Annotated in this window: 25 protein-coding genes; 8 read left to right on the top strand and 17 right to left on the bottom strand. The window is 68.7% G+C overall.

The features are described from left to right. Positions 1–53: 53 nt before the first annotated feature. From EOD73_RS09595 to EOD73_RS09550, 10 genes are all read right to left on the bottom strand, one after another. Positions 54–851, bottom strand: a complete 798-nt coding sequence (locus tag EOD73_RS09595; protein WP_164846017.1) for an SGNH/GDSL hydrolase family protein — start codon at positions 849–851, stop codon at positions 54–56. 7 nt (positions 852–858) lie between these two features. After that, on the bottom strand, positions 859–1,623 hold the full coding sequence (locus EOD73_RS09590; protein WP_127682770.1) for an enoyl-CoA hydratase: 765 nt from the start codon (positions 1,621–1,623) through the stop codon (positions 859–861). After that, the gene (locus EOD73_RS09585; protein ID WP_127682769.1) at positions 1,620–2,099 is read right to left on the bottom strand and encodes a DUF4442 domain-containing protein; all 480 of its coding nucleotides are present in this window, start codon (positions 2,097–2,099) and stop codon (positions 1,620–1,622) included. Before EOD73_RS09585 ends, EOD73_RS09590 begins: the two co-directional genes overlap by 4 nt. An 11-nt stretch (positions 2,100–2,110) precedes the next feature. Next, entirely contained in the window at positions 2,111–2,638 is a 528-nt protein-coding gene (locus EOD73_RS09580; protein WP_127682768.1) for a DUF1569 domain-containing protein, read from the bottom strand. 15 nt (positions 2,639–2,653) lie between these two features. Further along, positions 2,654–3,868 carry an acetyl-CoA C-acyltransferase gene (locus EOD73_RS09575; RefSeq protein ID WP_205702444.1) on the bottom strand — a complete coding sequence of 405 codons (1,215 nt, stop codon included), beginning with the start codon at positions 3,866–3,868 and terminating at the stop codon, positions 2,654–2,656. Then, a complete protein-coding gene (locus tag EOD73_RS09570; RefSeq protein ID WP_127682766.1) occupies positions 3,865–4,383 on the bottom strand; it encodes a DUF4442 domain-containing protein in 519 nt (172 codons plus the stop codon). Before EOD73_RS09570 ends, EOD73_RS09575 begins: the two co-directional genes overlap by 4 nt. 19 nt (positions 4,384–4,402) lie before the next feature. After that, positions 4,403–6,799 (bottom strand): 3-hydroxyacyl-CoA dehydrogenase/enoyl-CoA hydratase family protein, encoded by a 2,397-nt coding sequence (locus EOD73_RS09565; RefSeq protein ID WP_127682765.1) that lies wholly within the window; start codon positions 6,797–6,799, stop codon positions 4,403–4,405. A gap of 72 nt (positions 6,800–6,871) precedes the next feature. Then, a complete protein-coding gene (locus EOD73_RS09560) occupies positions 6,872–7,306 on the bottom strand; it encodes a DUF2147 domain-containing protein (protein ID WP_127682764.1) in 435 nt (144 codons plus the stop codon). A 46-nt stretch (positions 7,307–7,352) separates the two neighbouring features. After that, positions 7,353–9,143, bottom strand: coding sequence for an acyl-CoA dehydrogenase C-terminal domain-containing protein (locus tag EOD73_RS09555; protein ID WP_127682763.1), 1,791 nt, complete (start codon positions 9,141–9,143; stop codon positions 7,353–7,355). Positions 9,144–9,186: 43 nt separating this feature from the next. Then, on the bottom strand, positions 9,187–9,927 hold the full coding sequence (locus tag EOD73_RS09550; RefSeq protein WP_127682762.1) for a TetR/AcrR family transcriptional regulator: 741 nt from the start codon (positions 9,925–9,927) through the stop codon (positions 9,187–9,189). A 221-nt stretch (positions 9,928–10,148) separates the two neighbouring features. Between EOD73_RS09550 and EOD73_RS09545 the strand changes: the two genes are divergently transcribed. Further along, on the top strand, positions 10,149–10,706 hold the full coding sequence (locus EOD73_RS09545; protein WP_127682761.1) for an HNH endonuclease: 558 nt from the start codon (positions 10,149–10,151) through the stop codon (positions 10,704–10,706). Between the two features lie 60 nt (positions 10,707–10,766). Beyond that, positions 10,767–11,279 carry an outer membrane lipoprotein gene (locus tag EOD73_RS09540; RefSeq protein ID WP_205702443.1) on the top strand — a complete coding sequence of 171 codons (513 nt, stop codon included), beginning with the start codon at positions 10,767–10,769 and terminating at the stop codon, positions 11,277–11,279. Here the strand turns inward: EOD73_RS09540 and EOD73_RS09535 are convergent. Continuing rightward, positions 11,265–12,116, bottom strand: a complete 852-nt coding sequence (locus tag EOD73_RS09535; protein ID WP_127682760.1) for a 23S rRNA (adenine(2030)-N(6))-methyltransferase RlmJ — start codon at positions 12,114–12,116, stop codon at positions 11,265–11,267. The two genes, EOD73_RS09540 and EOD73_RS09535, sit on opposite strands and share 15 nt — an antisense overlap. Positions 12,117–12,125: 9 nt before the next feature. After that, positions 12,126–13,172 (bottom strand): 6-phosphofructokinase, encoded by a 1,047-nt coding sequence (locus tag EOD73_RS09530; RefSeq protein WP_127682759.1) that lies wholly within the window; start codon positions 13,170–13,172, stop codon positions 12,126–12,128. A gap of 154 nt (positions 13,173–13,326) precedes the next feature. Here EOD73_RS09530 and EOD73_RS09525 point away from each other — a divergent pair, with 154 nt between their 5' ends. Genes EOD73_RS09525 through EOD73_RS09510 form a run of 4 tightly spaced genes read left to right on the top strand, consistent with a single transcriptional unit; the run spans position 13,327 to position 16,581 of the window. Continuing rightward, a complete protein-coding gene (locus tag EOD73_RS09525) occupies positions 13,327–13,707 on the top strand; it encodes a hypothetical protein (RefSeq protein ID WP_127682758.1) in 381 nt (126 codons plus the stop codon). 47 nt (positions 13,708–13,754) lie between these two features. Continuing rightward, positions 13,755–14,804, top strand: a complete 1,050-nt coding sequence (locus tag EOD73_RS09520; RefSeq protein WP_127682757.1) for a sensor histidine kinase — start codon at positions 13,755–13,757, stop codon at positions 14,802–14,804. Beyond that, positions 14,801–15,844, top strand: a complete 1,044-nt coding sequence (locus EOD73_RS09515) for a histidine kinase (protein ID WP_127682756.1) — start codon at positions 14,801–14,803, stop codon at positions 15,842–15,844. The genes EOD73_RS09520 and EOD73_RS09515 overlap by 4 nt, the downstream gene beginning before the upstream one ends. After that, positions 15,841–16,581 (top strand): LytR/AlgR family response regulator transcription factor, encoded by a 741-nt coding sequence (locus EOD73_RS09510; protein ID WP_127682755.1) that lies wholly within the window; start codon positions 15,841–15,843, stop codon positions 16,579–16,581. Before EOD73_RS09515 ends, EOD73_RS09510 begins: the two co-directional genes overlap by 4 nt. A 130-nt stretch (positions 16,582–16,711) precedes the next feature. Here the strand turns inward: EOD73_RS09510 and EOD73_RS09505 are convergent, their stop codons facing one another. Further along, entirely contained in the window at positions 16,712–17,683 is a 972-nt protein-coding gene (locus EOD73_RS09505; protein WP_127682754.1) for a PEP-CTERM sorting domain-containing protein, read from the bottom strand. A 204-nt stretch (positions 17,684–17,887) separates the two neighbouring features. Here EOD73_RS09505 and EOD73_RS09500 point away from each other — a divergent pair, with 204 nt between their 5' ends. After that, complete coding sequence (locus tag EOD73_RS09500) at positions 17,888–19,204, top strand: tetratricopeptide repeat protein (protein ID WP_127682753.1); 1,317 nt, start codon at positions 17,888–17,890, stop codon at positions 19,202–19,204. Positions 19,205–19,279: 75 nt separating this feature from the next. Further along, complete coding sequence (locus EOD73_RS09495) at positions 19,280–19,504, top strand: hypothetical protein (RefSeq protein WP_127682752.1); 225 nt, start codon at positions 19,280–19,282, stop codon at positions 19,502–19,504. 13 nt (positions 19,505–19,517) lie between these two features. Here EOD73_RS09495 and EOD73_RS09490 read toward each other — a convergent pair whose 3' ends face one another. Genes EOD73_RS09490 through EOD73_RS09485 form a run of 4 tightly spaced genes read right to left on the bottom strand, consistent with a single transcriptional unit; the run spans position 19,518 to position 23,607 of the window. Continuing rightward, positions 19,518–20,360, bottom strand: coding sequence for an SPFH domain-containing protein (locus tag EOD73_RS09490; protein ID WP_164846016.1), 843 nt, complete (start codon positions 20,358–20,360; stop codon positions 19,518–19,520). Beyond that, a complete protein-coding gene (locus tag EOD73_RS17555; RefSeq protein ID WP_164846015.1) occupies positions 20,357–20,536 on the bottom strand; it encodes a hypothetical protein in 180 nt (59 codons plus the stop codon). The genes EOD73_RS09490 and EOD73_RS17555 overlap by 4 nt, the downstream gene beginning before the upstream one ends. Positions 20,537–20,578: 42 nt before the next feature. Then, the gene (locus EOD73_RS17550; RefSeq protein WP_164846014.1) at positions 20,579–20,995 is read right to left on the bottom strand and encodes a hypothetical protein; all 417 of its coding nucleotides are present in this window, start codon (positions 20,993–20,995) and stop codon (positions 20,579–20,581) included. Continuing rightward, positions 20,992–23,607 (bottom strand): bifunctional acetate--CoA ligase family protein/GNAT family N-acetyltransferase, encoded by a 2,616-nt coding sequence (locus EOD73_RS09485; protein ID WP_127682750.1) that lies wholly within the window; start codon positions 23,605–23,607, stop codon positions 20,992–20,994. The genes EOD73_RS17550 and EOD73_RS09485 overlap by 4 nt, the downstream gene beginning before the upstream one ends. Positions 23,608–23,614: the final 7 nt, after the last annotated feature.

Raw genomic sequence — 23,614 nt, 5'->3', positions numbered from 1 at the left:
GAACCGAGGCACCGATCCTTCCCCGCGAAGGCCGCGGCGCCTCGGCCGAAGGCTCAGTGGGCGCGCTGCTGCCGGCGCCAGCGCGACGCGGCGAACTGCCCCAGCGCTCGGCCCCACACCGCATAGCCCTGGGGCCCGGGGTGGAAGCCGTCGGCGGCCATCAAGCCGCGGTCGGCATCGACGCGCAGGGCCGGTGGCAGGCGGCGCAGCGCGCGGTCGCGCTGGTCGCCCAGGCTGGCTTGCAAGTGGCGGTTGAGCAGCTCGGCCTGGCTGCCCAACACCCAGCGCAAGGGCTTGGGCAGCAGCGGGAACTGGTGCATGGGCGGCAGGCCGCTGTGCAACCAGTAGCGCACGCCGGCCGCCTCGCTGGCCAGCGTGTGCAGGGCCTGCAGCTGCTGCAGGCTGCGTGCCACGGGCACCTGCTGCACCACGTCGTTCACGCCCAGCGCCGTGACCAGCAGGTCGGCGGGGTCGAGGTCGCCGCGGGCCTGGTGCTCGCGCAGGTGGGCCAAGGCCTCGCCGGTCGTGTCGCCCGTGCGTGCCACCAGCTGCCAGTGCACGGGGCGGCCGAGTTCGTCGGCCAAGGTGCGCGCCAGGTGGCCCACCAAGGCCTCGCGCTGGTGCGCAACGCCCACGCCGGCCGCGGACGAGTCGCCCACCACCAACAAGCGCAAGGGAGCGTCGCTGCGCGCGCGGCCGGCAGGGGCGCGCACCCGGCCTCGCCGGGGGCCTTCGGCCTCGGGCAACTGCAGGGCCGTGGCCCGCACGCGCACGGCCTGCAAGAGCAGCAAAGGCGACAGGACCACCTTGGCGGCGGTCAGCACCCGGGGGTGCGGCACCGAAGCGATCACGCGGCGATCACTCGAACTTCGTGAAGTCGGGCGCGCGCTTTTGGAAGAAGGCCTGAAAGGCCTCCATGGCCTCGGGGCTGCGCAGGCGCGCGGCAAAAATCTCGGCCTCTTCCTGAATCACGCGCTGCAGCTCGGCCAGGCCGGGGCCGCGCATCAGCTTCTTGCTGGCGCGCACCGCGCTGGGCGCCAAGGTGTTGAAGCGCTCGGCCATGCGGCGGGCGTGGTTCACCACCTCGCCCGAGGGAAGCACGGCGTTGGCGATGCCGAACTCAACGGCCTCGGCGCCGGTCATCGGGTCGCCCAGCAAGAGCTTCTCGGCCGCTTTCACGTGGCCCATGAGCCGTGGCACCACCAGGCTGGAGCCGAACTCCGGCACCAGGCCCAGGGCCACGAAGGGCATGGCCAGCCGGCTGTCGTCGGCCACGTAGACGAGGTCGCAGTGCAACAGCAAGGTGGTGCCGATGCCAATGGCCGCGCCGGTGACGGCGGCCACCACGGGCTTCTCGCAACCCAGCAGGGCCTGCATGAACTGGAAGACCGGCGCGTCGGCGTCGCGCGGCGGGCGGGCCATGAAGTCTTCGAGGTCGTTGCCCGAGGTGAACAGGCCGGGCTGGCCGGTGATCAGCACGGCGCGCACCTTCGGGTCGGCGTTGGCGGCGTTCAGCGCTTCGGCCATGGCCTCGTACATGGCCGAGGTGATGGCGTTCTTCTTTTCGGGGCGGGCGATCTCGATCGTCGCGACGCCGTTCAAGGTGGCGGTTTTGATGCTCATGCGGGGGCCGATTCAGGGGTGGTGCCGCGGGCGGCGGGTTTGCGGCGAATGTAGACCTGCTTGCGCACGCGCGCCACGGTCTCGCCATCGGCGTCCTTCACCTCCACCGGCAGCCACACCAGGTGCTTGCTGCCGTCGGCGGTGGCCTGGCGGATGGCGTCCAGCGTGGCGTCGTCCAGGTCGAAGGCGGCGTGCACCGTGCCGCGGCCGGGCTTGACGAACTCGATCGCGGCGGCCTTGTCCCACACGAAGTAGTCGCGGCCCAGCGCGCGCAGGATGAGGATCATCCAGAACGGGTCGGTCATGGCGAACAGGCTGCCGCCAAAGTGGGTGCCGACGTAGTTGCGGTTCCAGGGCCGCGCGCGCAGCTCGACCCGGGCGTGGCGCCAGTCGCGGGACAGGTGCGTGACGTGCACGCCGGCGAACAGGAAAGGCGGCCAGCAGTTGAAGCCGGCACGCAGAACGGTGGGGTGCATGAACAGGTCGGTCAGCTCGGCCGGGGGGCGAAGCGCAATTGCTGCCAATGGTTGACCAAGTGCATCAGGTGAGCGCGGGTGTACTGCGCCTTGTCCAGCTCGCCATAGGCGAAGTGCGGCTTCAAGGGGCCGCCCCAGGCCTCGAAGGCGGCCAGGGCGTCCAGCAGGCGTTGCACGCTGTCCTTGAGGGCCACTTTGGCGTCCAGCGCCGGGGCGCCGGGGATGGGCTCGGTCAGGCCGTGACTCATCGAGCCGCGGGCGTTGAACACCGCGAAGGCGGCGTTGCCCACCACGGCGCGAAAGGCCGCGCTCTTCATCTCGGGGTAGCCCTTCATCGAAAACTCGATGCTTTGGGCCAGGTGCTGCAGCAGCTCGCTCAAACTCCACGGGCTGTCGTGGGTGGGCGTGTTGAAGCGCAGGTCGAGCACGCGCTCGCGGGCTTCTTTCAAGGTGGCGAAGGCCTCCAGCTTGCCGCTGCAGGCGCTCAGGGAGGCCGTGGACGCGACGGCCCCCGTCAACACGAAGTGCCGTCGGTCCATGGTCAATCCCTCAGGTCAAAGCGCCTCAAAAATGCCGGCGGCACCTTGGCCGGCGCCGACGCACATCGTCACCATGCCGTACTTCTGCTTGGTGCGGCGCAGGCCATGGATGACCGACGCGGCGCGAATGGCACCCGTGGCGCCCAAGGGGTGACCCAGGGCGATGGCGCCACCGTTGGGGTTGACCTTGGCACGGTCCAGTTCGATGCCCTTGCTGTCGAGGTCGTTCAACACGGCCAGCGACTGCGCAGCGAAGGCTTCGTTCAGCTCGATCCAGCCGAGGTCCGAGGCCTTCAGGCCGGCCATCTTCAGCGCGGCGGGGATGGCTTCGATGGGGCCGATGCCCATGATTTCCGGCGGCACGCCCTTGACGGCGAAGGACACGAAACGGGCCAGCGGCGTCAGGTTGTAGCGCTTGAGCGCGGCCTCGCTGACGATGAGCAAGCCGCCCGAGCCGTCGCTGGTCTGCGAGCTGTTGCCGGCCGTCACGCTGCCCTTGGCGGCGAACACCGGCTTCAACTTGGCCAGGCCTTCGACGCTGGTGTCGGGGCGGGCGCCTTCGTCCAGCTTCACGGTGCGGGTCTTGGTGTTGATGCTGCCATCGGCCAGGTTGGGCGTGCGCTCAACCACGTCGAACGGGGTCATCTCGGCGTCGAAGTAACCGGCCTGCATGGCGGCCACGGCGCGGCGGTGCGACTCGTAGGCGAAGGCGTCTTGGTCTTCGCGGCTGATCTTCCACTGCGCGGCCACCTTCTCGGCGGTCAGGCCCATGCCGTAGGCGATGCCGATGTTCTCGTCCTTCTCGAAGATCAGCGGGCTCAGCGACGGCTTGTTGCCGCCCATGGGGATCATGGACATGGACTCGACGCCGCCGGCGAACATGACGTCGGCTTCACCGACGCGGATGCGGTCGGCCGCCATCTGGACGGCGGTGATGCCCGAAGCGCAGTAGCGGTTGATGGTGACGCCACCGACGCCGTTGCCCCAACCGGCCAGCACGCTGGCCACGCGGGCGATGTTCATGCCCTGCTCGCCTTCGGGGAAAGAGCAGCCCACGATGGCGTCTTCGATGGCCGAGGCCTCCAGGCCCGGCGCCTGGGCCAGGGCGGCTTGCATCACCTTGACGAGCATCTCGTCGGGGCGGGTGTTCTTGAAGTACCCACGGCCGCTCTTGCCGATGGGAAGACGGGTGGCGCTGACGATGTAGGCGTCTTGCACTTGCTTGCTCATGATGGATTCCTTCCGTTTGCGGGCTTCTGATCCTTCGGGATCCAGGCCCAGACAAATTCACATTCGATCGGCTGCACGCCGGCTTCGTCGGTCACGGTCACGGCCACGATGACTTCGCCCTTGGTCTGCGTGGCCAGCAGGTGCCGCTGGTCGTCCGTCAGGTGGGCTTGGGCCGTCAGGGCCCCGGTGGCGCGCTTCTTGAACGCCACCTTCATCGTCTTGCACAGGGGCAGGCAGTCGTCGCGCACGTTCATGCCGACGACCATGCCGGTGGCCGTTTCCGCCAGCAGGCCCATGGCGGCAGCGTGAACGCCGCCGATGTGGTTCTGCACCTTGCCGCGGTTGGCGATGTGGATCTCGCTGCGCTCGGGGGTGAGCGCCACGAAGTCCAGCCCGGCCGTGCCCGTGAAGGGCACGGCACGGCGCAACGCGAGGTTGCGCGCCGCGCGGCGCAGCGGTCCGGGCAAGCCGTCGAGCTTGCCCAGGGTGCGCTGCAGGCGGTTGGGGTTGGCCATGACCGGGGGATCCGAAGCCTCAGTTGCGAACCGGCTTGCCGGTCTGCAACATGCCCATGATCCGTTCTTGGGTCTTGGGGTTGTCGAGCAGCGAGCAGAAGTGCTTGCGCTCCAGCGCCATCAGGTACTCCTCGGTGACCAAGGAGCCGGCTTCGACCTCGCCCCCGCACACCACGTCGGCGATCGCGGCCGCCAGGTGGTAGTCGTGGGCGCTGACGAAACCGCCGTCGCGCATGTTGGCCACTTGGCCCTTGATGCTGGCAATGCCGCTGCGGCCAGCCACGGGGAACACGGCCTTGTGCGGCGGGCGGTAGCCGGCTTCGGCCATGCCCTTGGCGGTGGCCGTGGCCACGTGCAAGAGCTCGTCCTTGTTCGGGACGATGACGTCGCTCTCGAGCAGGTAGCCGAGCTTTTTGGCCTCGTGGGCGCTGGTGGCGACCTTGGCGGTGGCCGCGCTCAGGAAGCCGTCCTTCAAGAAGGTGAAGACGTCGGCACCGGAATTGCCGGCCGCGGCCATTTCAGCGGCACGGCGGGCGATGTAGGTCAGGCCGCCCGCGCCGGGCACCAGGCCCACGCCAACTTCGACCAGGCCCACGTAGCTTTCGACGTGCGCCACGCGGCGGGCGCAGTGGATGGCCAGCTCGCAGCCGCCGCCCAGGGCCAGGCCGCGCATGGCCGCCACGACCGGCACGTTGGCGTAACGGATGCGCAGCATCGCGTCCTGCAGCTTCTTCTCTTCCGGCGCGATGCCCTTGCTGCCCATCTTCATGAAGACGGGCATCAGGCTTTCGAGGTTGGCGCCGGCGCTGAACACGTCGTCCGGGCTCCACACCACGAGGCCCTTGTAATCGGCTTCAGCGATCTCGACGGCCTTGATCAGGCCTTCGGTCACCAGGGGGCTGATCAGGTGCAGCTTGGCGGTGATGGAGGCGATGACCACCTCGCCATCCAGCGTCCAGACGCGGATCTCGTCGTTCTTGAACAGCTCGGTGCCGCTCTTGAGCGGGTCGGCCGCGCCCTCGCCCACCAGGGACTCGGGGAAGGGTTGGCGTGCGTACACCGGCAGCTTGGCGCGGGGCTTGAACTTGCCCTCGGCGGCGCTCCACGAGCCTTCGGGCGTGTGCACGCCACCGGCCGCGGCCACGGGGCCTTCGGTCACCCACGCGGGCAGCGGAGCGCTGCTCAAGGTCTTGCCCGCGGCGATGTCGTCGGCGATCCATTGGGCCACTTGGGTCCAGCCGGCCGATTGCCACAGCTCGAACGGGCCCTGGCTGCTGCCGAAGCCCCAGCGCATGGCGAAGTCGATCTCGCGCGCGGTGTCGGCGATGTCGGCCAGGTGCACGGCCACGTAGTGGAACGAGTCGCGCAGGATGCTCCACAGGAACTGGGCCTGGGGGTTGCTCGATTCACGCAGCAGCTTGATGCGGTCGGCCGCGGGCTTTTTGAGCATGCGGGCCACGATGTCGTCGGCCTTCTTGCCGCCGGCCACGTACTCGCCGGTGGCGAAGTCCAGGCGCTGGATCTCCTTGCCCACCTTTTTGTAGAAGCCGCCGCCGGCCTTCTGGCCCAGCGCGCCCTTCTCGATCAGACCGGCCAGCACCTTGGGCGTGGCGTAGGTGCTGTAGAACGGGTCGTCCTTCAGGTTGTCCTGCATCGTCTTGACGACGTGGGCCATGGTGTCCAGGCCCACCACGTCGGCGGTGCGGAAGGTGCCCGAGCTGGCGCGTCCCAGCTTCTTGCCGGTCAGGTCGTCGACGACGTCCACGGTCAGGCCGAACTTCTCGGCCTCGATCATGGTGGCCATCATGCCGGCGATGCCAACGCGGTTGGCGACGAAGTTCGGCGTGTCCTTGGCGCGCACGACGCCCTTGCCCACGCTGGTGGTGACGAAGGCCTCCAGCTGATCGATCACTTCCGGACGCGTGGTCGGCGTGTTGATCAACTCCACCAGGTACATGTAGCGCGGCGGGTTGAAGAAGTGGATGCCGCAGAAGCGCGGCTTGATCGACTCCGGCAGCACCTCACTCAGCTTGGTGATGCTCAAGCCCGAGGTGTTGGACGCCACGATGGCGTGCTCGGCCACGTACGGGGCGATCTTGGTGTACAGGTCGAGCTTCCAGTCCATGCGCTCGGCGATGGCCTCGATGATCAGGTCGCAGCCCTTGAGCAGCTCGAGGTGCTCTTCGTAGTTGGCCTGCTGGATCAGCGCGGCTTCGGCAGCGTCGCCCAGGGGCGAGGGCTTGAGCTTCTTGAGGCCTTCGACGGCCTTGGTCACGATGCCGTTCTTCGGGCCTTCTTTGGCCGGCAGGTCGAACAACACCACGGGCACCTTGACGTTGACCAGGTGCGCAGCGATCTGCGCCCCCATCACGCCGGCGCCGAGCACGGCCACTTTGCGAACTTGGAATCGACTCACGGGAATGCTCCTAACGGAGGGTGATCAAGCCCGGCGGCTGTGTCGGATCGCCGGGCTTGAGGGAGGGGCGCGTTACTCGACGCGCTCCCAGACTTGGGTGCGATAGAAGAAGCCGATGTAACCGCGCACTTCCATCTTCTTGCCGCCCTCAACGGGCTTGAGGCGGGTTTTGTAGGTCTTGCCCTTCGCGGCGTCGAGGATCTCGCCGCCGCCCCACAGGCCCTTGTCATCGCTGTCTTGTTTGACATTGCGAATGATGGTGAGGCCCACGACCTTCTGGTTCTTGCGGTCGTCGGTGCACAGGTCGCACACCGAGTCTTGCTTGGCCGCGTCGAACAGCTTTTCGATCTTGCCGGTGACCACCCCACCCGACTCGGAGATGCGGACCAAGGCTTTGGGCTGCTTGGTCTCGTCGTCGATGGTCCTCCACAAACCCGTGGGCACCATCTGCGCCTGAGCGACGGTGGCAACCCAACCCAGCACTGCTGCAGCGATCAACGATTTCATGGCATCTCCTGGTGGCGGGCCCCGGCTGGCGGGGCGATTGAGGGGGTCAGAACAAGGCTTCGTCCATCTCCATCAGCGGCTTGAGGCCGGCACGCGCGGTGCGGATCAGCGTGGCCGTCTCGGGCAGCAACTTGGCAAAGTAGAAGCGAGCCGTGGCCAGTTTGGCACGGTAGAACGGGTCGCCGGAAGCCTCTTGGGCCAGTGCGATCTTGGCGGCGCGTGCGAAAAAGTACGCGAAGGTCAGGTGGCCGACCACGCGCAGGTAGTCGACGGCCGCCGCACCGACTTCGTCGGGGTTGGCAAAGGCCTTCATGCCGATTTCCTGCGTCAACTTCGTGACCTTGTCGCCGATGTCGGCCAACGGGTTCACGAACTCTTGCATGGCCTCGTTGGTGCCTTCCTCTTCGATGAATTCGGCGATCTTCTTGCCGAACTTCTTCAGGGTGGCACCGTTGTTCTGCAGCACCTTGCGCCCCAACAGGTCCAGCGACTGCACGGTGTTCGTGCCTTCGTAGATCATGTTGATGCGCGCGTCGCGGACGAACTGCTCCATGCCCCACTCGTGGATGTAGCCGTGGCCGCCGTACACCTGCAGGCAGTGGCTCGTGGCGATCCAGCCGTTGTCGGTGATGAAGGCCTTGATGATGGGCGTCAGCAGGGCCAGCTCGGCCTCGGCGTCCTTCTTCTCGTCCTCGTCGTCGCTGTAGAAGGCCTTGTCCAGTTGCAGCACCGTGTAGGCCTGCAGCATGCGCGCACCTTCGGCAAAGGCGCGGGCCGTGAGCAGCATCTTGCGCACGTCGGGGTGGTGAATGATCGGGTCGGCCGGCTTGTCCGGGGCCTTGGGGCCGCTCAAGGCGCGCATTTGCAGGCGGTCCTTGGCGTAGGTCACGGCGTTTTGGTACGCCACTTCCGTCAGGCCCAGGGACTGGTTGCCCACGCCCAAGCGCGCGGCGTTCATCATCACGAACATGGCCTGCAAGCCCTTGTGCGGCTGGCCCACCAGGGTGCCCACGGCGCCGTCCAGGGTCATCTGGCAGGTGCTGTTGCCGTGGATGCCCATCTTGTGCTCGAGGCCCGAGCAGAAGATGGCGTTGCGCTCGCCGATGCTGCCGTCGGCGTTGACCTTGAACTTGGGCACGATGAAGAGCGAGATGCCCTTGCTGCCCTGCGGGGCGTCCGGCAGGCGGGCCAACACCAGGTGGACGATGTTCTCGACGAAGTCGTGCTCGCCGGCCGAGATGAAGATCTTCTGGCCCGTGATCTTGTAGCTGCCGTCGGCCTGGGGCTCGGCCTTGGTGCGCAGCATGCCCAAGTCGGTGCCGCAGTGCGGCTCGGTCAGGCACATGGTGCCGGTCCACTCGCCGGTCGTCAGCTTGGGCAGGTAGAGCTTCTTCTGATCGTCGGTGCCGTGGGCGTGCAGGCACTCGTAGGCGCCGTGGCTCAGGCCCGGGTACATGGTCCAGGCCTGGTTGGCGCTGTTCAGCATCTCGTAGAAGAACTGGTTCACCGTGAACGGCAGGCCCTGGCCGCCGTAGGCCGGGTCGCAGCTCAGCGCGGGCCAGCCGCCTTCCACGTACTGCTGGTAGGCCTCCTTGAAGCCCTTGGGCGTTTGCACCTCGTGGGTGTCACGGTTCAGTTGGCAGCCTTCGCTGTCGCCGCTGAGGTTCAGCGGGGCGATGACCTGCGAGCAGAACTTGCCGCCCTCTTCCAACACGGCGTTGATCGTGTCGGCGTCGATGTCCTGGTGGGCGGGCAGCATCTTCAGCTCGTCGACGACGTTGAAGAGCTCGTGCAGCACGAACTGCATGTCGCGGAGCGGCGGGTTGTACGTGGGCATCGAGGTCTCCTTGGAACGGGGGGGTACAGCGGGAAAGAAACGATCAACGGGCCGTTGGGCCCGAACGGGTGGCCCGGGGCTTGCGCGCCTTGGGGGCCTGCTCGGCCTCGCGGCCGGCCGGGGTCAGGTCGGGGGCCACGACGCGGTCGAAGCCGCGCCGCGCGTGCTCCAGCGCCCCGGCGCTGCGCAGGAAGCGCGCGTCGTGGTGCAAGGACAGGATCAGGCCGTGCAGTTCGAACAGCACCTGGTCGATGGGGGCGTCGGCCCGCAGGTGACCCTCGTCCACGGCCAGGCGGATGGCCTTGTGAAGCGCCGCGTGCCAGGCCTTGACCATGGTCACCAAGGCGTCCCGCACGGGGCCTGGGCGGTCGTCGAACTCGACGGCGCCGCTGATGTAGATGCAGCCGCTCTCCAGCTCCACGGCCACTTGGCGGACCCAGTGCTCGAACAGGGCGCGCAATCGGGGTAGGCCGCGGGGCTCGCGCAGGGCCGAGAAGAACACCTCTTCCTCGAAGCGGCGGTGGTACTCGGCCACCACAGCGATCTGCAGCTCTTCTCGGGACCCGAAGTGGGCGAACACGCCCGACTTGCTCATGCCGGTCTGGTCGGCCAGGGCGCCGATGGACAGGCCTTCCAAGCCCATGTGCGAGGCCTGGGCCAGGGCCGCTTCCAAGATGGTGGCCCGCGTCAGCTGGCCCTTTTGAAGGGCCGACTTGGCCGGCGCACGTCCCCCGGCCGCGCGGGGCGCGGCGAGGGCGGGGGCGAGGGCGGGAGAGCGGGCCATGGCGGGGGCGTGTCAGGAAGTCGAAATAAAACGAACGGTCGTTCTATTTTTCGCCGCATTCGACCGCCACGGCAAGCCCAAATCCCTGCGATGCGTAGGGAAGCGCTTCTAAACCCACTACGGGTAAGCCCCCGAAGCGCTGCTTTTCCGTGCAATCCCCCACGCTTCACGAGGACGTCACCGGGGAAGGTTTAAGCTCGGACCTCAAGGAGGGCTCCCCCTTGGACGTGCTGCAGCTCGACATTTCCGGCCGGCCTCAGGCTTGGATCAGCGCCAAAGAAGCGGCGGTGATGGTGGCCTGCGACGCCATCGCGTGGACCCTCGGTGAGCCGTGCGCCGTCCTCCGGGGCGGCATCCAGCGCGTCACGGGGCGGCAGTCCGTCATCGAGGTGCACCCCATCGTGGCCGCCCGCGGCGCCATCCCCACGCGCGCCTGGCGGCAGGCACCGGCGCTGACCAACCCCAAGCTTTTCGCCCGCGACCGGCACGTGTGCGCCTACTGCGCCAAGGCCTTCGGCGAGGACGACCTGACGCGCGAGCACATCGTGCCCACGTCCCGGGGCGGGGCCGACAGCTGGATGAACTGCATCACCGCCTGCCGCAGTTGCAACGCCCACAAGGGCAACCGCCTGTGCCACGAAATGGGCATGGACTTGGCCTACCTGCCCTACGTGCCCAGCTTGCACGAGGACATGATCTTGCGCGGCCGCCGCATCCTGGCCGACCAAATGGAATTCCTGCTGGCCAGCGTGCCGCGCAACAGCCGCCTGCGAACCTGATCGGGTCAACCCGGGCGCGAGGTGCCGCGTTGCCCGGGCTGATCGCCTGAAAGGTTCGCCATGCACAAGCTTCTCCTCGCCACCGTGGTGGCCGCCGGCCTGGTCGGCTGCGCGACGCACGACCCGAACGTCCGCCACCGCGCCGACAGCCAACGCCTGGCGCAGGTGCAAGAGGGCACCGTGGTCAGCGTGCGCAGCGTGCGGCTGGAAGGCCGCGACAGCGGGGTGGGCGGCGCCCTGGGCATGGTGGGCGGCGCGGTGGCGGGCAGCCACGTGGGCGGTCAGCGCGAGGCGCCGGTGTTTGCCTTCTTGGGCGCCGTGCTCGGAGGCGTGATCGGGCACGCGGTCGAGCGCGATGCCGGCCGCGCCGACGCCCTGGAAATGATCATCCAGTTGCGCAACGGCGAGCGGGTGGCCGTGGTGCAAGCCCAAGGCCAGGAAGACTTCCGCCCCGGGGACGCCGTGATGATCATCAGCCAAGGGCGCAGTGCGCGCGTCAGCCGGGCGCTGCCGCCGGTGCCGCCTTCGGCCACCCGCGGCGCGAACGAGCCCGAGGGCTCAACTCCCCGCTGACAACTGGCCCTTGGCGCCCGGGTGTTGCCCGAGCACCTCGGCCAACCAGGCCAATTCGGTGGCCAACAAGGTGTGCAAGGTGTGCGGCGGGTTGGCCACGAACATGTGGCTGCCCAACAGGCCAAAGCCGCCGTCTTGCGGGGCGACCACGCTCAAGGAAGCGTCCAGCCAGCCCTTCTTGGCCACGCCCTTGACCGCGTTGCGCAATCGCTGCGGCAGTTGTTGGGCGTCCAAGAGCTGAACCTGGGGAATCCAGACCGCAATGACCGCGTCGGGGAACTTGGCCAGCGCCTCGCGCACGGTGCTCAGAACCCGACCGTAGTCGGTTTTCATCTCGTAGGGCGGGTCGATCAGCACCAGACCGCGGCGCGTGGGCGGCGGCAGCAGCGCGTTGAGTCCAGCAAAGCCGTCGCTCAGGTGCACCTTCACCCCTTTGGTACCGGCCATGAGCTTTTCAAGCGCTCGCAGGTCGGTGGGGTGCATCTCGAACGCGTGCAACTCGTCCTGCGGTCGCAGCATTTGCCGGATCAGCGACGGCGAGCCCGGCACGTTCTTTAGCACCCCGGGGCCGTTGAAGACCTCGACCTGGTCCAGGTAAGCCGCCACACCCGGTGGCAGGTCGGTCCTTTCCCACAGGCGGCCGATGCCGTCCAACCACTCGAGCTTTTTGTTGGCCGCTTCGGTGCGCAAGGAGTAGGCCCCGGCCCCGGCGTGCGTGTCGATGACGCGAAAGCCCTTGTCCTTCTGCCCCAGGTGCTGGAGCAGTTGAACGAGGACCAGGTGCTTGAGTACGTCGGCGTGGTTGCCGGCGTGGAAGGCGTGACGGTAAGCAAACATCGGCGGACTCTACTCGGGCAAGGCCCCCAAGGCCTGGGCGCAGCGCAGCAATTCGTGCCCGGCAGGCACCCGGCGGTTTTGCCCCGCCACGGCGCTCAGGGGCACGTGCACACAACGGTCGCCTTGCAAGGCCACCGTGATGCCAAATTGCCCGTCCACCACCGCCTGGGCTGCGGCCACGCCAAACCGGGTCGCCAACACGCGGTCGAAGGCGGTGGGGGCGCCACCCCGCTGCAGGTGGCCCAGCACGGTGGCACGCACTTCCACGTCGGGCCATCGCCCCGCCAGCGCGTGCACCAAGGCGTTGCCGATGCCGCCCAGCCGACTCACACCGTCGGGCAGCTGTTGCCACAGTTGCGCTCCATCGCCCAGGCCCGCGCCTTCGGCCACGCAAACCAAGCCATGGCCTTGGCGGGCCACGCAGGCTTCCAGGCGCCGGGCCAGGGCTTCGAGGGCGAAGGGCTGCTCCGGGATCACGATCGCGTCGGCCCCGCCCGCCAGCCCACCCTCCAGCGCAATCCAGCCGGCGTCGCGACCCATGGTCTCAACCACCATGATGCGGTGGTGGCTGGCCGCCGTGGTCTTGAGTCGGTTGAGCGCATCGGCCACCACCGCCACGGCCGAATCGAAGCCGAAGCTGCGCTCGTTGCCAGCGATGTCGTTGTCGATGGTCTTGGGCACCCCCACCACGGGCAGGCCGAGCTCGGCGAAGCGGGCGGCCAAGGTCAAAGTGCCGTCGCCCCCGATGGCCACCAGGCAATCCAAACCGGCCCGCCGGGCCACGGACAGGGCCTCGGCCGAGGCATCGCGGCCTTGGTAGTCGAAGGGGTTGGCCCGGTTGTGGGTGCCCAGCAGGGTGCCCCCTTCGTCGAGCAGGTCGCGCACTTGCTCGGGCAGCACGGGGCGCAGGTGACCCTCCACGAGGCCCAAAAAGCCACGCTCCACCCCCAGGACCTCGACGCGCGGGTCGTGCTGAACGAGGGCCAGCGTCACCGCGCGGATCACCGCATTCAAGCCGGGGCAATCGCCCCCTCCGGTCAGAACCCCCACGCGCATGCCAGCGTCCTCTCGTTGTCGACAACCCCCAGTTTCGTCGCCCGCCACGGGGGGTTCGTCGGCGCAACGCCGGGCTCGTCGGCCCGGAGGTGCGCGGTGGCGGCGCGATCCCTAGGCTTCATCCCGTCCCTTCACTCGCAGTTTGGAGTTCACCATGCGCCGCATCACCTCTTTCGCCGCCGTCGCCACCCTGCTGAGCGCCACCGCTGTGGCGCAAGCCCAAAGCACGCCCTTGCGCGACGACATCCTGGCCCAATGCCCGGCCCTGGGCGAACAACTGCCCGAGTTGCTGGCCAGCACCAAGCAACAGGTGGACCGTCAAGGCAGCGTGCAATTGGAGTTGCGCGTCTCGCCCCAAGGCCAGCTGAGCGTGGAGCGGCTGAACGGCACCCGCGCCTACTTGGTCGCCACCCGTCAAGCCGTGCAGGCCTTGCAATGCCCGACCGCAGCCGCCGAGCGCTACAGCCTGACCGTGCGCTTTGCCGACGACACGCCGCCCAAGGCCGCCACGGTCCGCCAGCTCGCGGCCCTGTGAGCGCCCTGCCCAAGGCGCGCTAAGGTGCGCGCCTGATGCTCGGCCCCATGCTTTTTCCCGCGGCCCTGCGGCGCACCGACGCGCCGCCGGCCGCGTTGCTGTTGCTCCTGCTCGCCACCAGCGGGCAGGTGCCCGGTGCCGTTCAATGCTTGGCCAGCAGCGACGCAGCCCCCTGGCACTGCCTTGCCGATCAACTGCCAGGCTGGGCCATCAACGTTGCCTCCCTGCTCGTGACCCTGCTCGGCGTGCTGGTGGCGCGCCGCTGGTTGCACCGCCCGGAGGCAGGCTGGGGGCGCTCGATGGCACTCCAAACGGTTGCTGTGGCCGGGGCCACCTTGGTGTTCAAGGGCGCCATCAGTGGCGCGCTCTGGCAGTCCTGGCCCCCGCTCTACCTCGTCCAACTGCTGATCACGCAAGCCCTGTGCTTGGTGCTGGCGCTGGACTTCCTGCTGCGGGGCCGCGAGCAGGCGGCCAGCGCCGCCCGCCTGCATGGCGATCCCAGCGCGCGGCAGCGGGAGCTGGCCGAGGCCCGCCTGCAGCTCTTGCAGGCCCAGGTCGAGCCCCACTTCCTGTTCAACACACTGGCCCACCTGCGCCGCCTCGCCCAAACCGACCCGGCTGAAGCGCGCGCCATGCTGGCCGACCTGCTGCGCTACCTCCAAGAGGCCCTGCCGAGCCTGCGCAGCGACCGCACCACCCTGGGCAGCGAACTGACCCTCGTCAGCGCCTACCTCGCCCTGCACCAGCGACGCCTGGGGCAAGCCCGGCTTCGCTGGCACATGGACGTCGCCCCGGGCGTGCGCGGCATCGCCGTGCCCGCCAACAGCCTGTTGACCCTGGTGGAAAACGCGCTCAAACACGGCATCGCGCCGCTGGTCGGCGGGGGCGACGTGCAAGTGACGGCCGCCCTCGACGGCGAGCAACTGGTGCTCACCGTGGCCGACACCGGCCGCGGCATGGGCGCGAGCAGCGGGCACGGCACGGGGTTGGCCACCTTGCGCGCACGCCTCCAAGCCCAGCACGGGGATGCCGCCTCCTTGACCCTCCACCTGAACCAACCGCAGGGGCTCGTGGCCACCTTGCGGCTGCCGCGATGACCCCGACCGCAACGCCTTTGCAATGGGGCTGGGCACAGGCCCGGTGGGCCTTGTTCATCGGCGCTGGCACCTTGTTCGCGAACGGCACGCCTTTCGGCAACGACCCCGGCGCCGGTTGGTTCAACGCCTTGGTCTACAACGTCTTGCAGTTCGGCGTGCCGCTGGTGCTCGCGGTCCAATTGGCCGATGCCGCCGTCGACGCCCGGTGCGCGCCGCCCATGCTGGCCTATGGATTGGCGACGCTGGGCACGGTCGTGCTCGGCGTGTGGGGCGTGGCCCCTGCGCTGTGGCCCTTGCTGGGCAAGGCGCCCTGGTGGACCTCGCTCAACGACTGGGTGCTGGCCGCCACCACCCTGGGCTGGCACGCCTTGGGCGTGGCCGTGTACGCGCAGCGGCGCTTCAGCCAACGGGCACAGCGCCGCCTGGAGCAGGCGCAGCGCGCGCAGCAAGCGCACGAGCAAGCCCTGGCCGCGACGCGCTTGTTGGCCCTGCAAGCCCGGGTCGAGCCGCTGCTGCTGTTCGAGCGCTTGCAGCGCATCGACGGCGAGCTGCGCGACCGACCCGAGCGCGCCCGACACCGCCTGGCCGCGCTGATCGCCCTGCTGCGCGCGCAGCAGCCCCACCTGGACGCCGCGCGCTCCACCTTGGGTCGGGAGTTGGAGGCCGTGGATGCCTACGCCCGGCTGCAAAGCCAAGACGGCCACCACACCGAGCGACTGCACCTGGCCCCGCTCGAAGCCTGGAGCGAACATCCCATCGCGCCCCTGGTGCTGCTGCCCTTGGTGCGCCCGCTCTTGGCTCTGCCGGGGCTGTGGCAGCTCACCCCCACCCCCAGTGCTCCGGGGCAGCTGGCCTTGCGCCTCCAGGCCCTGGGGCCCGACCCCGACACGGCCTTCCATGCCGCCGCCCAGGTGCCGCTGGCCTTGCTCAACGAACGGCTGCAAGCGGTGCACGGGCCGGGAGCCGCGCTGGTGCTGGACCGCGACGGGCCCCTGCCCGCCTTCGTGCTGCAATGGCCGCAAGAGACCCCGACGCCATGACCCGCATCCTGATTGCCGAAGACGAGCCTCTGCTGGCCGCGGAGATCCGAGAAGAACTGCTGCGCTTGTGGCCCGAGGCCGAGGTCGTCGCCTTGGTGCACGATGGCCACGCCGCCTTGCAAGCCTTGGAGCGGGAGCGCCCCGCCGTGTGCTTCCTGGACGTGCAAATGCCCGGCCTGTCCGGCCTGGAGGTGGCCCGCTTGGCAGCGGGCCGCGCGCACATCGTGTTCATCACGGCCTTCGATCAGTACGCGGTCCAGGCCTTCGACGAAGGCGCCTTGGGCTACCTCGTCAAGCCGCTGGACGTCGTCAAGCTGGCGCGGACCCTGTCGCGTGTGAAAGAGCGCCTGGACCAACCGCCCGCCGACCTCGGTCGCCTGGTGGAGCGGCTGCAGGCCGCCCCCAGCGTGGAGCCCCTGCGCTGGATCACGGTGCAACGCGGTCGCGAGTTGCAACTCATCACGGTGGACGACGTCGTGTACTTCCGCGCCGATCACAAGTACGTGGCCGTGGTCACGGCCGACAGCGAGGCCTTGATTTCACTGCCACTGAAGGAACTGGCAGCGCGCCTCGACGGGGAGCGATTCTGGCAAGTGCACCGCAGCACCATCGTCAACGTGCAAGCGATCAAGTCGGTCAGCCGCAGCCTGAGCGGCAAGCTCAGCATCGCCCTCAAGAGCCGGCCCGAATCGCTCGAAGTCAGCCCCACGTACGCGCACCGCTTCAAGCAGCTCTAGCCCGCCGCCCGTCAGGCATCGCGGCACATGAGTGCAAAAAAAGAGGCACCCCGCAGGGTGCCTCGCATCGGGGCGCATCGCCCCGACTGCCAAGGCCCCCGAGGGGCCATGACAGCGGAGTCTTCGGACCTCAGGCCGTTTTGCGACGGCGCGAAGCGCCCATGCCCACCAAGCCCAAGCCCGCCAGCGCCAGGCTGCCAGGCAGGGACACCGGATCGGGCTGGTTGTCGGCGGCACCGGCCGGCAGGTCGATGGCGATCATCACGCAGGCCAAGCAGTCGCTCGACACGCCGGACGTGATGTTCAGGTTGTTCAGACCCGGGTTCAGCAAGCTCGTGACCGAGAAGTCGCGGATGTCCCAGAGGCCGCCGCTGAAGTTGCCCGGGCCGTTGGGCACCGTGTTGCCATCGAACAAGCCGCCGGCCGCGCCGATGGTGTTGCCATTGGCGATAACCGCAGCGTCCGGGAAGGCTTGGCCGTCAGCCACGTGGAACTGCGCGCTGGCCGTGCCCGAGCTGTAGTTGATGTTGTTCAGCGTGATGTTCCAGCCGTCGGCGTCGTAGGGATTCGAGATGTTCGAATCGTTGCCGTTGAACATGACCACGTCGCGGTTGTTGCTGCCGTTGCCATCGTCAAAGAAGACGATCAGCGACACGCCGTTGACATTGATGCGGTTGCTGTCCTTGGTGAAGTTGGCCAGCGAGTAGTCGCCGCTGCCGGTCACCAGGCTGGTGACATTCGCACGGTAGGCCAAGCTGTTCTCATAGCCCCAGCAGTTGTCGCTGGAAATGCCCAGGAAGCTGCCGACGATGTCGGTGCCATTGAAGTTGACGCTGGCATTGGCCGTCGCAGCGCTGGTCGCTGCAGCGTTGCTCGGGCCATGCCAGAAGAGGTAGGCCTCTTTGACGGTGCCCGTGACGCCCGTCAGGCTGATGCTGCCGGTGCCGTTGTCACGCATGCCGCCGTAACCGGCGGACTTGAAGTCCGTGTTGAACACGGTCTTGAAAAAGGTCAGGTCGGTGGCCTGGGCGGTACCGGCCAGGCCCATGGCCAAGCCCGCGGCCAGCGCGGCGAGTTTGGTGCGGGAAACGATGGATTTCACAAAAGCTCCTTCGGTCAGAGGATTGAAACAGAACCTGCTATGGCAAGAATCGCACCGCGGCCACCAAATGCCCTTCTATCAACAACTTGGCGGCCGAAACATTTATTAACAGCCTGTTTTGTCAAAAGGAGCGACACCCCGAGTATTGGGGGGTTTCTGAAACTCCAAGGGTGCCATCCCCAGTTTTAGGAATCCAATCTGCGCATGCCCGTATCGATTCACTCTGGCCTGCGCGCCACCGCGCTGTCCCTCGCCCTCGCCGCGACCTGGGTCGCCCCCCCTCATGTCCTCGCCGGTCCCGTGACCGTCCCGGGGGCCGCGCCGCCCGCCAGCGCCACGCCCGCGGGCCGCGAGCCCGAACTGGCCGAAGCGGTGGCTCACCTGCAAGCCCAGCAATGGGACCGTGCCGAGGACGCGTTTCGGCGGCTTTTGCAACGGGTGCCCCAGCACCCCCGGGCCTTGATGGGCCTGGGCGAATTGGCCCAGCAACGCGGGCAGCCCGCCGAGGCCGGCCGCCATTTGCAGCAGGCCGCACAGGTTGCCCCCCAAGACCTGGCGGTGCAACTGGCTTTGGCCCGCTGGCTCGTGACGCAGGGCCGCTTCGCCGAGGCCGAACCGGTGTTTCGGGCCGTGCCCGAACGCCACCCATTGGCCTACACGGCACAGCGTGAACTCGGCGACCTGTTCCTGCACGGCCTCAAGAAGCCCGAACCCGCCTTGCGCGCCTACCAACGGGCCGCCCAACTGCAACCCCGCGCCGCTGCGGCGCGCTTTGGCATCGCCATGGCCCTGCTGGCGCAAGACAAAAAGGACGCCGCGCTCGTGGAGTTGCAGGCTGCCGCCAAACTGGCCCCCAAGGACCCTGCGCTGCCCCACATGGCCGGTCGTGTGCTCGCCAGCCAGCAACAACTCAAGGCCGCGGCCCAACAGTTCTCCCAAGCCTTGGCGCTGGACCCCCAGTTCCTGCCTGCGCTGAGCGACCGCGCCGACGTGCTAGCAGAGTTGCGCGACGACAAGGCCGCGCTGGCCGACCTGACGCGGCTGACCCAGTTGCAAGCCGACAACCCCACGGCCTGGGTCAAGCGGGGCATGGTGGCACAGCGCTCGGGCCGCCTCGACGACGCCCGCAGCAGTTACACCCAGGCCTTGAAACTGAACGACGGCTTGGCGGTGGCGCACAACAACCTCGCCTCGATGGCGCTGGAACGCCAGGAACCGCCGGCCCAAGCCCTGGCCTCGGCGCAGCGGGCGGTGGCCCTGGCACCCCAGGTGCCGCAGTTCCAAAGCACCTTGGGCTGGGCACTGTGGCGCAGCGGGCAAACCGGACCGGCCTTGGCGGCCCTGGAAAAGGCGGCCCAGTTGGGACCGGGCCTGCCGGAAATCCAAGCCCGCCTGGGCGAGTTGCACGAAGCGATGGGCCAGAAGGCGCAGGCCAAGGCGGCGTACCAAAAGGCCTTGGCCTCCGGCAGCGACTTCCCCCAGGCCACCTCGGTTCGGCGCCGGCTGGCGGCCTTGCCCTGAGCTGCCATGGGCACGGCGCGGCACTTTCGCCCCTTGCCCTGGCTGGCGCAACGCCCACTGCGGACGCTGGGCCTCATGACGCTGGCCTTCCTGGTGTCGGGGGCACTGAGCGTGGACCTGGTTCGCTTGCTCAGCGCCAACCTCGCTTTCATCGCCGAGCACGGCTGGCTCGCCATCCAAGACGACGCACTGTGGCAACTTGGGGGCCTGGTGCTGCGCGCTTGGGCCGCGACCCTGGGCTACTTGCTGTTCAAGCTGTGCGAACAGGCCCTGCTGCAGTGCTTGGGGCGGCGCGACTGAGCGCCGCCGCGCCTCACTTGCCCACGTTGACCAAGGGCTGCGCCCCGCCGCCCAAGAGCACCGTGTTGCCTTGCTTGCTGGCAATGGCCAGGGCCGTGTCGCGCTGAAGCTCGGCCAGCTTGATCTCCTTCAGCGCGGGCGTGAGCGACGCACTGAGGATCTGGTTGGCCTTGGCCTGGCCTTCGGCCTCGACGATCAGGCGCTCGGCCTCGGCCTTGGCCAACTCCACCTCTTTGCGCTTCTTCTCGATGGCCTGGTCGGTTTCGGCGCGCTGGCGGATGGCGGCCTCGATGGCCGGGTCGGTCAGCAGGTTGCGCACGTTCACCGCCGTGACCACGAACGCGCCCTTGTCGTTCGCATCCAGCTCTTGCTGCAGGCCGGCGCGCACCATCTCCGACAGCTCGGTGCGCTTGGTGTGCATGGTGGTGGCATCGAGCTGCGCCACGGCCTTGTAGACGCTTTCGCGGGCCTCGCGGGAAACGCGGCTGTAGGCGATCACCAGGTCCTTCGTGCCACCGCTGGACACCACGTCCTTGTGGCGCACCACATCGCCTTGGTACTTCGTGTAGAGACCCGGCACGGCCGCGGGGTTGACCTTGAAGTAGATGTCGATGTCGACGTCCTTCATGGTCAGGTTGTCGCGGCTCTTGGGCGTCATGTCGTTGAGCTGGAAGCTCACCTCTTTGGCGCTGAACTCGTCCACCGTCTTGAACAGCGTGAAGTACACGCCCGGCGGCAGCGGCTCGGGGCTGACCTTGCCCAAAGTGCGCTCGACACCGACGTTGCCGGTGTCGATTTGCGTGCACGCGGCCAAGGAAGCGGCCAGGACCAACAGAAGGGGGGTGCGGAGCGTCATAGCAATTTCAGGGCAGGGGTTTGGTAAGCAAGGACCAAGAGGGCCAAGAGCACGAGGGCCAGAGCCCCCACGCGCAGCAGCAGCCGTGCGGCCCGGCGTTGTGTGGGGCGGCTGCCAAGGTGCCACAGGCCCAGGCCCAGGGGAAGGACGATCAACAGGATGAGCAAGTGGCGCATGGCGATCCAGCAAAGCCGCGACGCGCCGCAGTGTCCCAGGACTCAGCAGGGGTAGATTTCGACCGCGCGCATTGCCCCTCGGGGCCGCAAGGACCAAGACGCCGCTTGGATCGACAGGCGGCCGCCATGGGCCGACTCGAGCACCAGATTCACGGCCTGTTCCAGGGTCTGGGGCAACTGCAAGGGCCAAGTTTTCCCGTCGCTGGTGACCGCCTCGGCCGCGGCGATCCGACCGAGGCATGCGAAGGGATCGCCCTGCCAGCGCGCCTGACCCAGCTCAAGCCGAGCCTGGGACACCACCAAGGTCGCTGCACCCGCCGCGCCCGGCCGTGGAAGTGCCGCCAAGTCGATGCACAGCACCCCATCGTGCACCGACACCGCCGTCAGCTCCGCGTCCACGAGGGCCACCGACCAAGGCGGTGCATCGCCTGGCACCGTCGCCGAATCGGCTTCGCTCATGGCCCCAAGGGCTTGCTGACGAACTTGAAGTCCTCGTCCTCGTCGAAGGGCTTCACGCTGAAGCCCAAGGCGCGCACCAGCTTGAGCATGGCGCTGTTCTTGCACAGCACCAGGCCGTCCAATCGGGCCAGGCCTTGCTCGCGGGCCAGGGCGATCAAGCTCTCCATCAGGCGCTTGCCCAGGCCTTGGCCGCTGAAGGCATCGCTCACCAGCAACGCAAACTCGGCGCTGCGACCGCCGGGGTTCAGCGTGTAGCGCGACACGCCCACGATGCGCTCGGGCTCGCTGCCGTCGGGGGCGGCAGCGCGCACCGCGACCAAGGCCATTTCGCGGTCGTAGTCGATGAGGGTGAAGCGCGCCAGCATGGCGGGCGACAACTCGGTGAGCGTGGCGGCGAAGCGGTTGTAGCGGCTCTCCGGGCTGAGGCTGGCGACCAGCGCTTGCAGCAGGGGCGCGTCGTCGGGACGGATGGCGCGCAGCGTGCACAGGGTGCCGTCGCGCAGGCTCAACCACTGGGCCACGTCCGCCGGGTAAGGGCGAATGGCCAGGTGCTGGTGGCCGTGGCTGCCCGGGGCTTGCACCTCGGGCGCGAGCACGATGCGCGCGTCGACGGCCACGACCCCGCGCTCGTCGGCCAGCACGGGATTGATGTCCATCTCGCGCAGCTGGGGCAACTCGCAGGCCATTTCACTGACGCGCAGCAGCAGGGCTTCGAGGGCGTCCATGGCCACGGGCGCGGCGCCGCGCCAAGCGCCCAGCGCCCGCGCCACGCGCGCCCGCTGCACCAGCTGTTGCGCCAGGAAGCGGTTCAGCGGTGGCAACTCCATCGCCACGTCGGCCATGAGCTCGACCTCGGTGCCGCCGGCCCCGAACACGATGACGGGCCCAAAGGGCGGCTCGTGCTTGAGCCCGATGTGCAGCTCGCGCGCATGGCGCTGGCCGGCCATGGGCTGCACGGTGGCGCCGTGCACGGGCACGCCGGGGCAGGTGTGGCGCACGCGGGCGAGCAAAGCGTCGTAGGCGTCGCGCACCGCGGCGGCGTCGCGCAAGCCCAGCACCACCCCATCGACGTCGCTCTTGTGGGTCACGCCCTCGGCGTCGATCTTCAACGCCACCGGGAACCCGATCTGCGTCGCGATCATCATGGCCTCGTGCGCGCTGCGGGCGCGCAGGGTGGCCGTGACCGGGATGTGGAAGGCCGCCAACAGGGCCTTGCTTTCCATCTCGGTCAGGACCGTGCGCCGCTGCGCCAGCACGTTGTCGACCAAGAGGCGGGCGCCGGCCACGTCGGCCGGGGCGCTGGCGCCCATGGGGTACGGGGTTTGCTGCAACAGGCGTTGGTTGGCGTGGTAGGCCGCCAGGTGCGCGAAAGCGCTCACCGCCGACTCGGGCGTGCGAAAGCTCGGGATGCCCACCTCGCCCAGCGTGGCCCGGGCGGCCTCGGCGCTGCCCTCGCCCAGCCAGCAGGTGAGCAGGGGCTTGGCCAATTGGGGCCGCAGCGCCACCAGGGCTTGGGCACTCGCTTCCGGGTCGGCCCCGGGCAGGGGCGCGTGCACGACCAGCACCGCGTCGGCGTCGGTGTCGTTCTGCAGCGCCTGTACGGGCGTGGCGAAGTCCACCGCGCCCTCGGGCGGCTGGGGCACGTCCACCCAGCGGCTCAGGCTCAGGCCCACGCGCTCGGCCTGATCGGCCGCCAGCACGCCCGGGCCGCCGCCGTTGCTGACCAAGGCCAAGCGCCGACCGACGGTGCGCCCGACGGCCAAGGGGCTGCCCAGCACCCGCGCGGCCGCGAACAGCTCGACGAAGCTGTCCACGCGCACCGCGCCCACGCGGCGCAGCGCGGCGTCGAACACCGCGTCGCGCTCGGCCAGCACGGCGCTGTGGGTTTGTGCGCTGTCGCGGCGGGGGTCGCGCCGGCCGGTCTTGAGCACCAGCACCGGCTTGACGCTGGCGGCCACGCGCAGCGCGCTCATGAAGGCCCGGGCCTGCACCACGGCCTCCACGTGCAGCACGATGCTGTGCGTGCGTGGGTCGTCCGCCAGCACCATGAGCAACTCGGCCACGTCGACGGGCGAATGCGGCCCCACCGACACCACCTGAGAGAAGCCCACGTTGTTGCCCGCGGCCCAATCGAGCAGGGTGGCCGTCAGCGCCCCCGATTGCGAGACCAGGGCCAAGCTGCCGGGTTTGGCCAGGGGGCCGAGCACGCTGGCGTTCAACCCCAGGGCCGGGTTCTGCAGGCCCAAGGTGTTGGGGCCCAGCAGGTGCAGGCCTTCGCGCGCGGCGATGTCACGCAACTGCGTCGCCGCCTCGCCCTTGATGCCGCCCCCCAGGGCCAAAGCCGCCCGGCATCCCATGCGGGCGGCCAGTTCGACGCCGCCCGGCAGCTCGTCGGGCGGCAGGGCGAGCAGGGCCAGGTCGGCCCGGGTGCGCGCCAGCTCGGCCAAGGTGCCGCTGCGCTGCACGTCGGCCACGGCCAGTTCTCCCAAGTAACGCTGGGCCTTCAAGGCGGCCAGCAGACGCTGGGCCTGCGGGCTGCGCTGGCCCTCGGGCTGGGTGAGCACGATGAGCGAACGCGGCGCCAGCAGGGGCGTGAGCGGGTGTTGGTCCATGCCGCAG

The sequence above is a fragment of the Inhella crocodyli genome (genome assembly GCF_004004565.1).
Classification (GTDB): domain Bacteria; phylum Pseudomonadota; class Gammaproteobacteria; order Burkholderiales; family Burkholderiaceae_C; genus Inhella; species Inhella crocodyli.
This window is presented reverse-complemented; position numbering and strand designations above follow the sequence as displayed.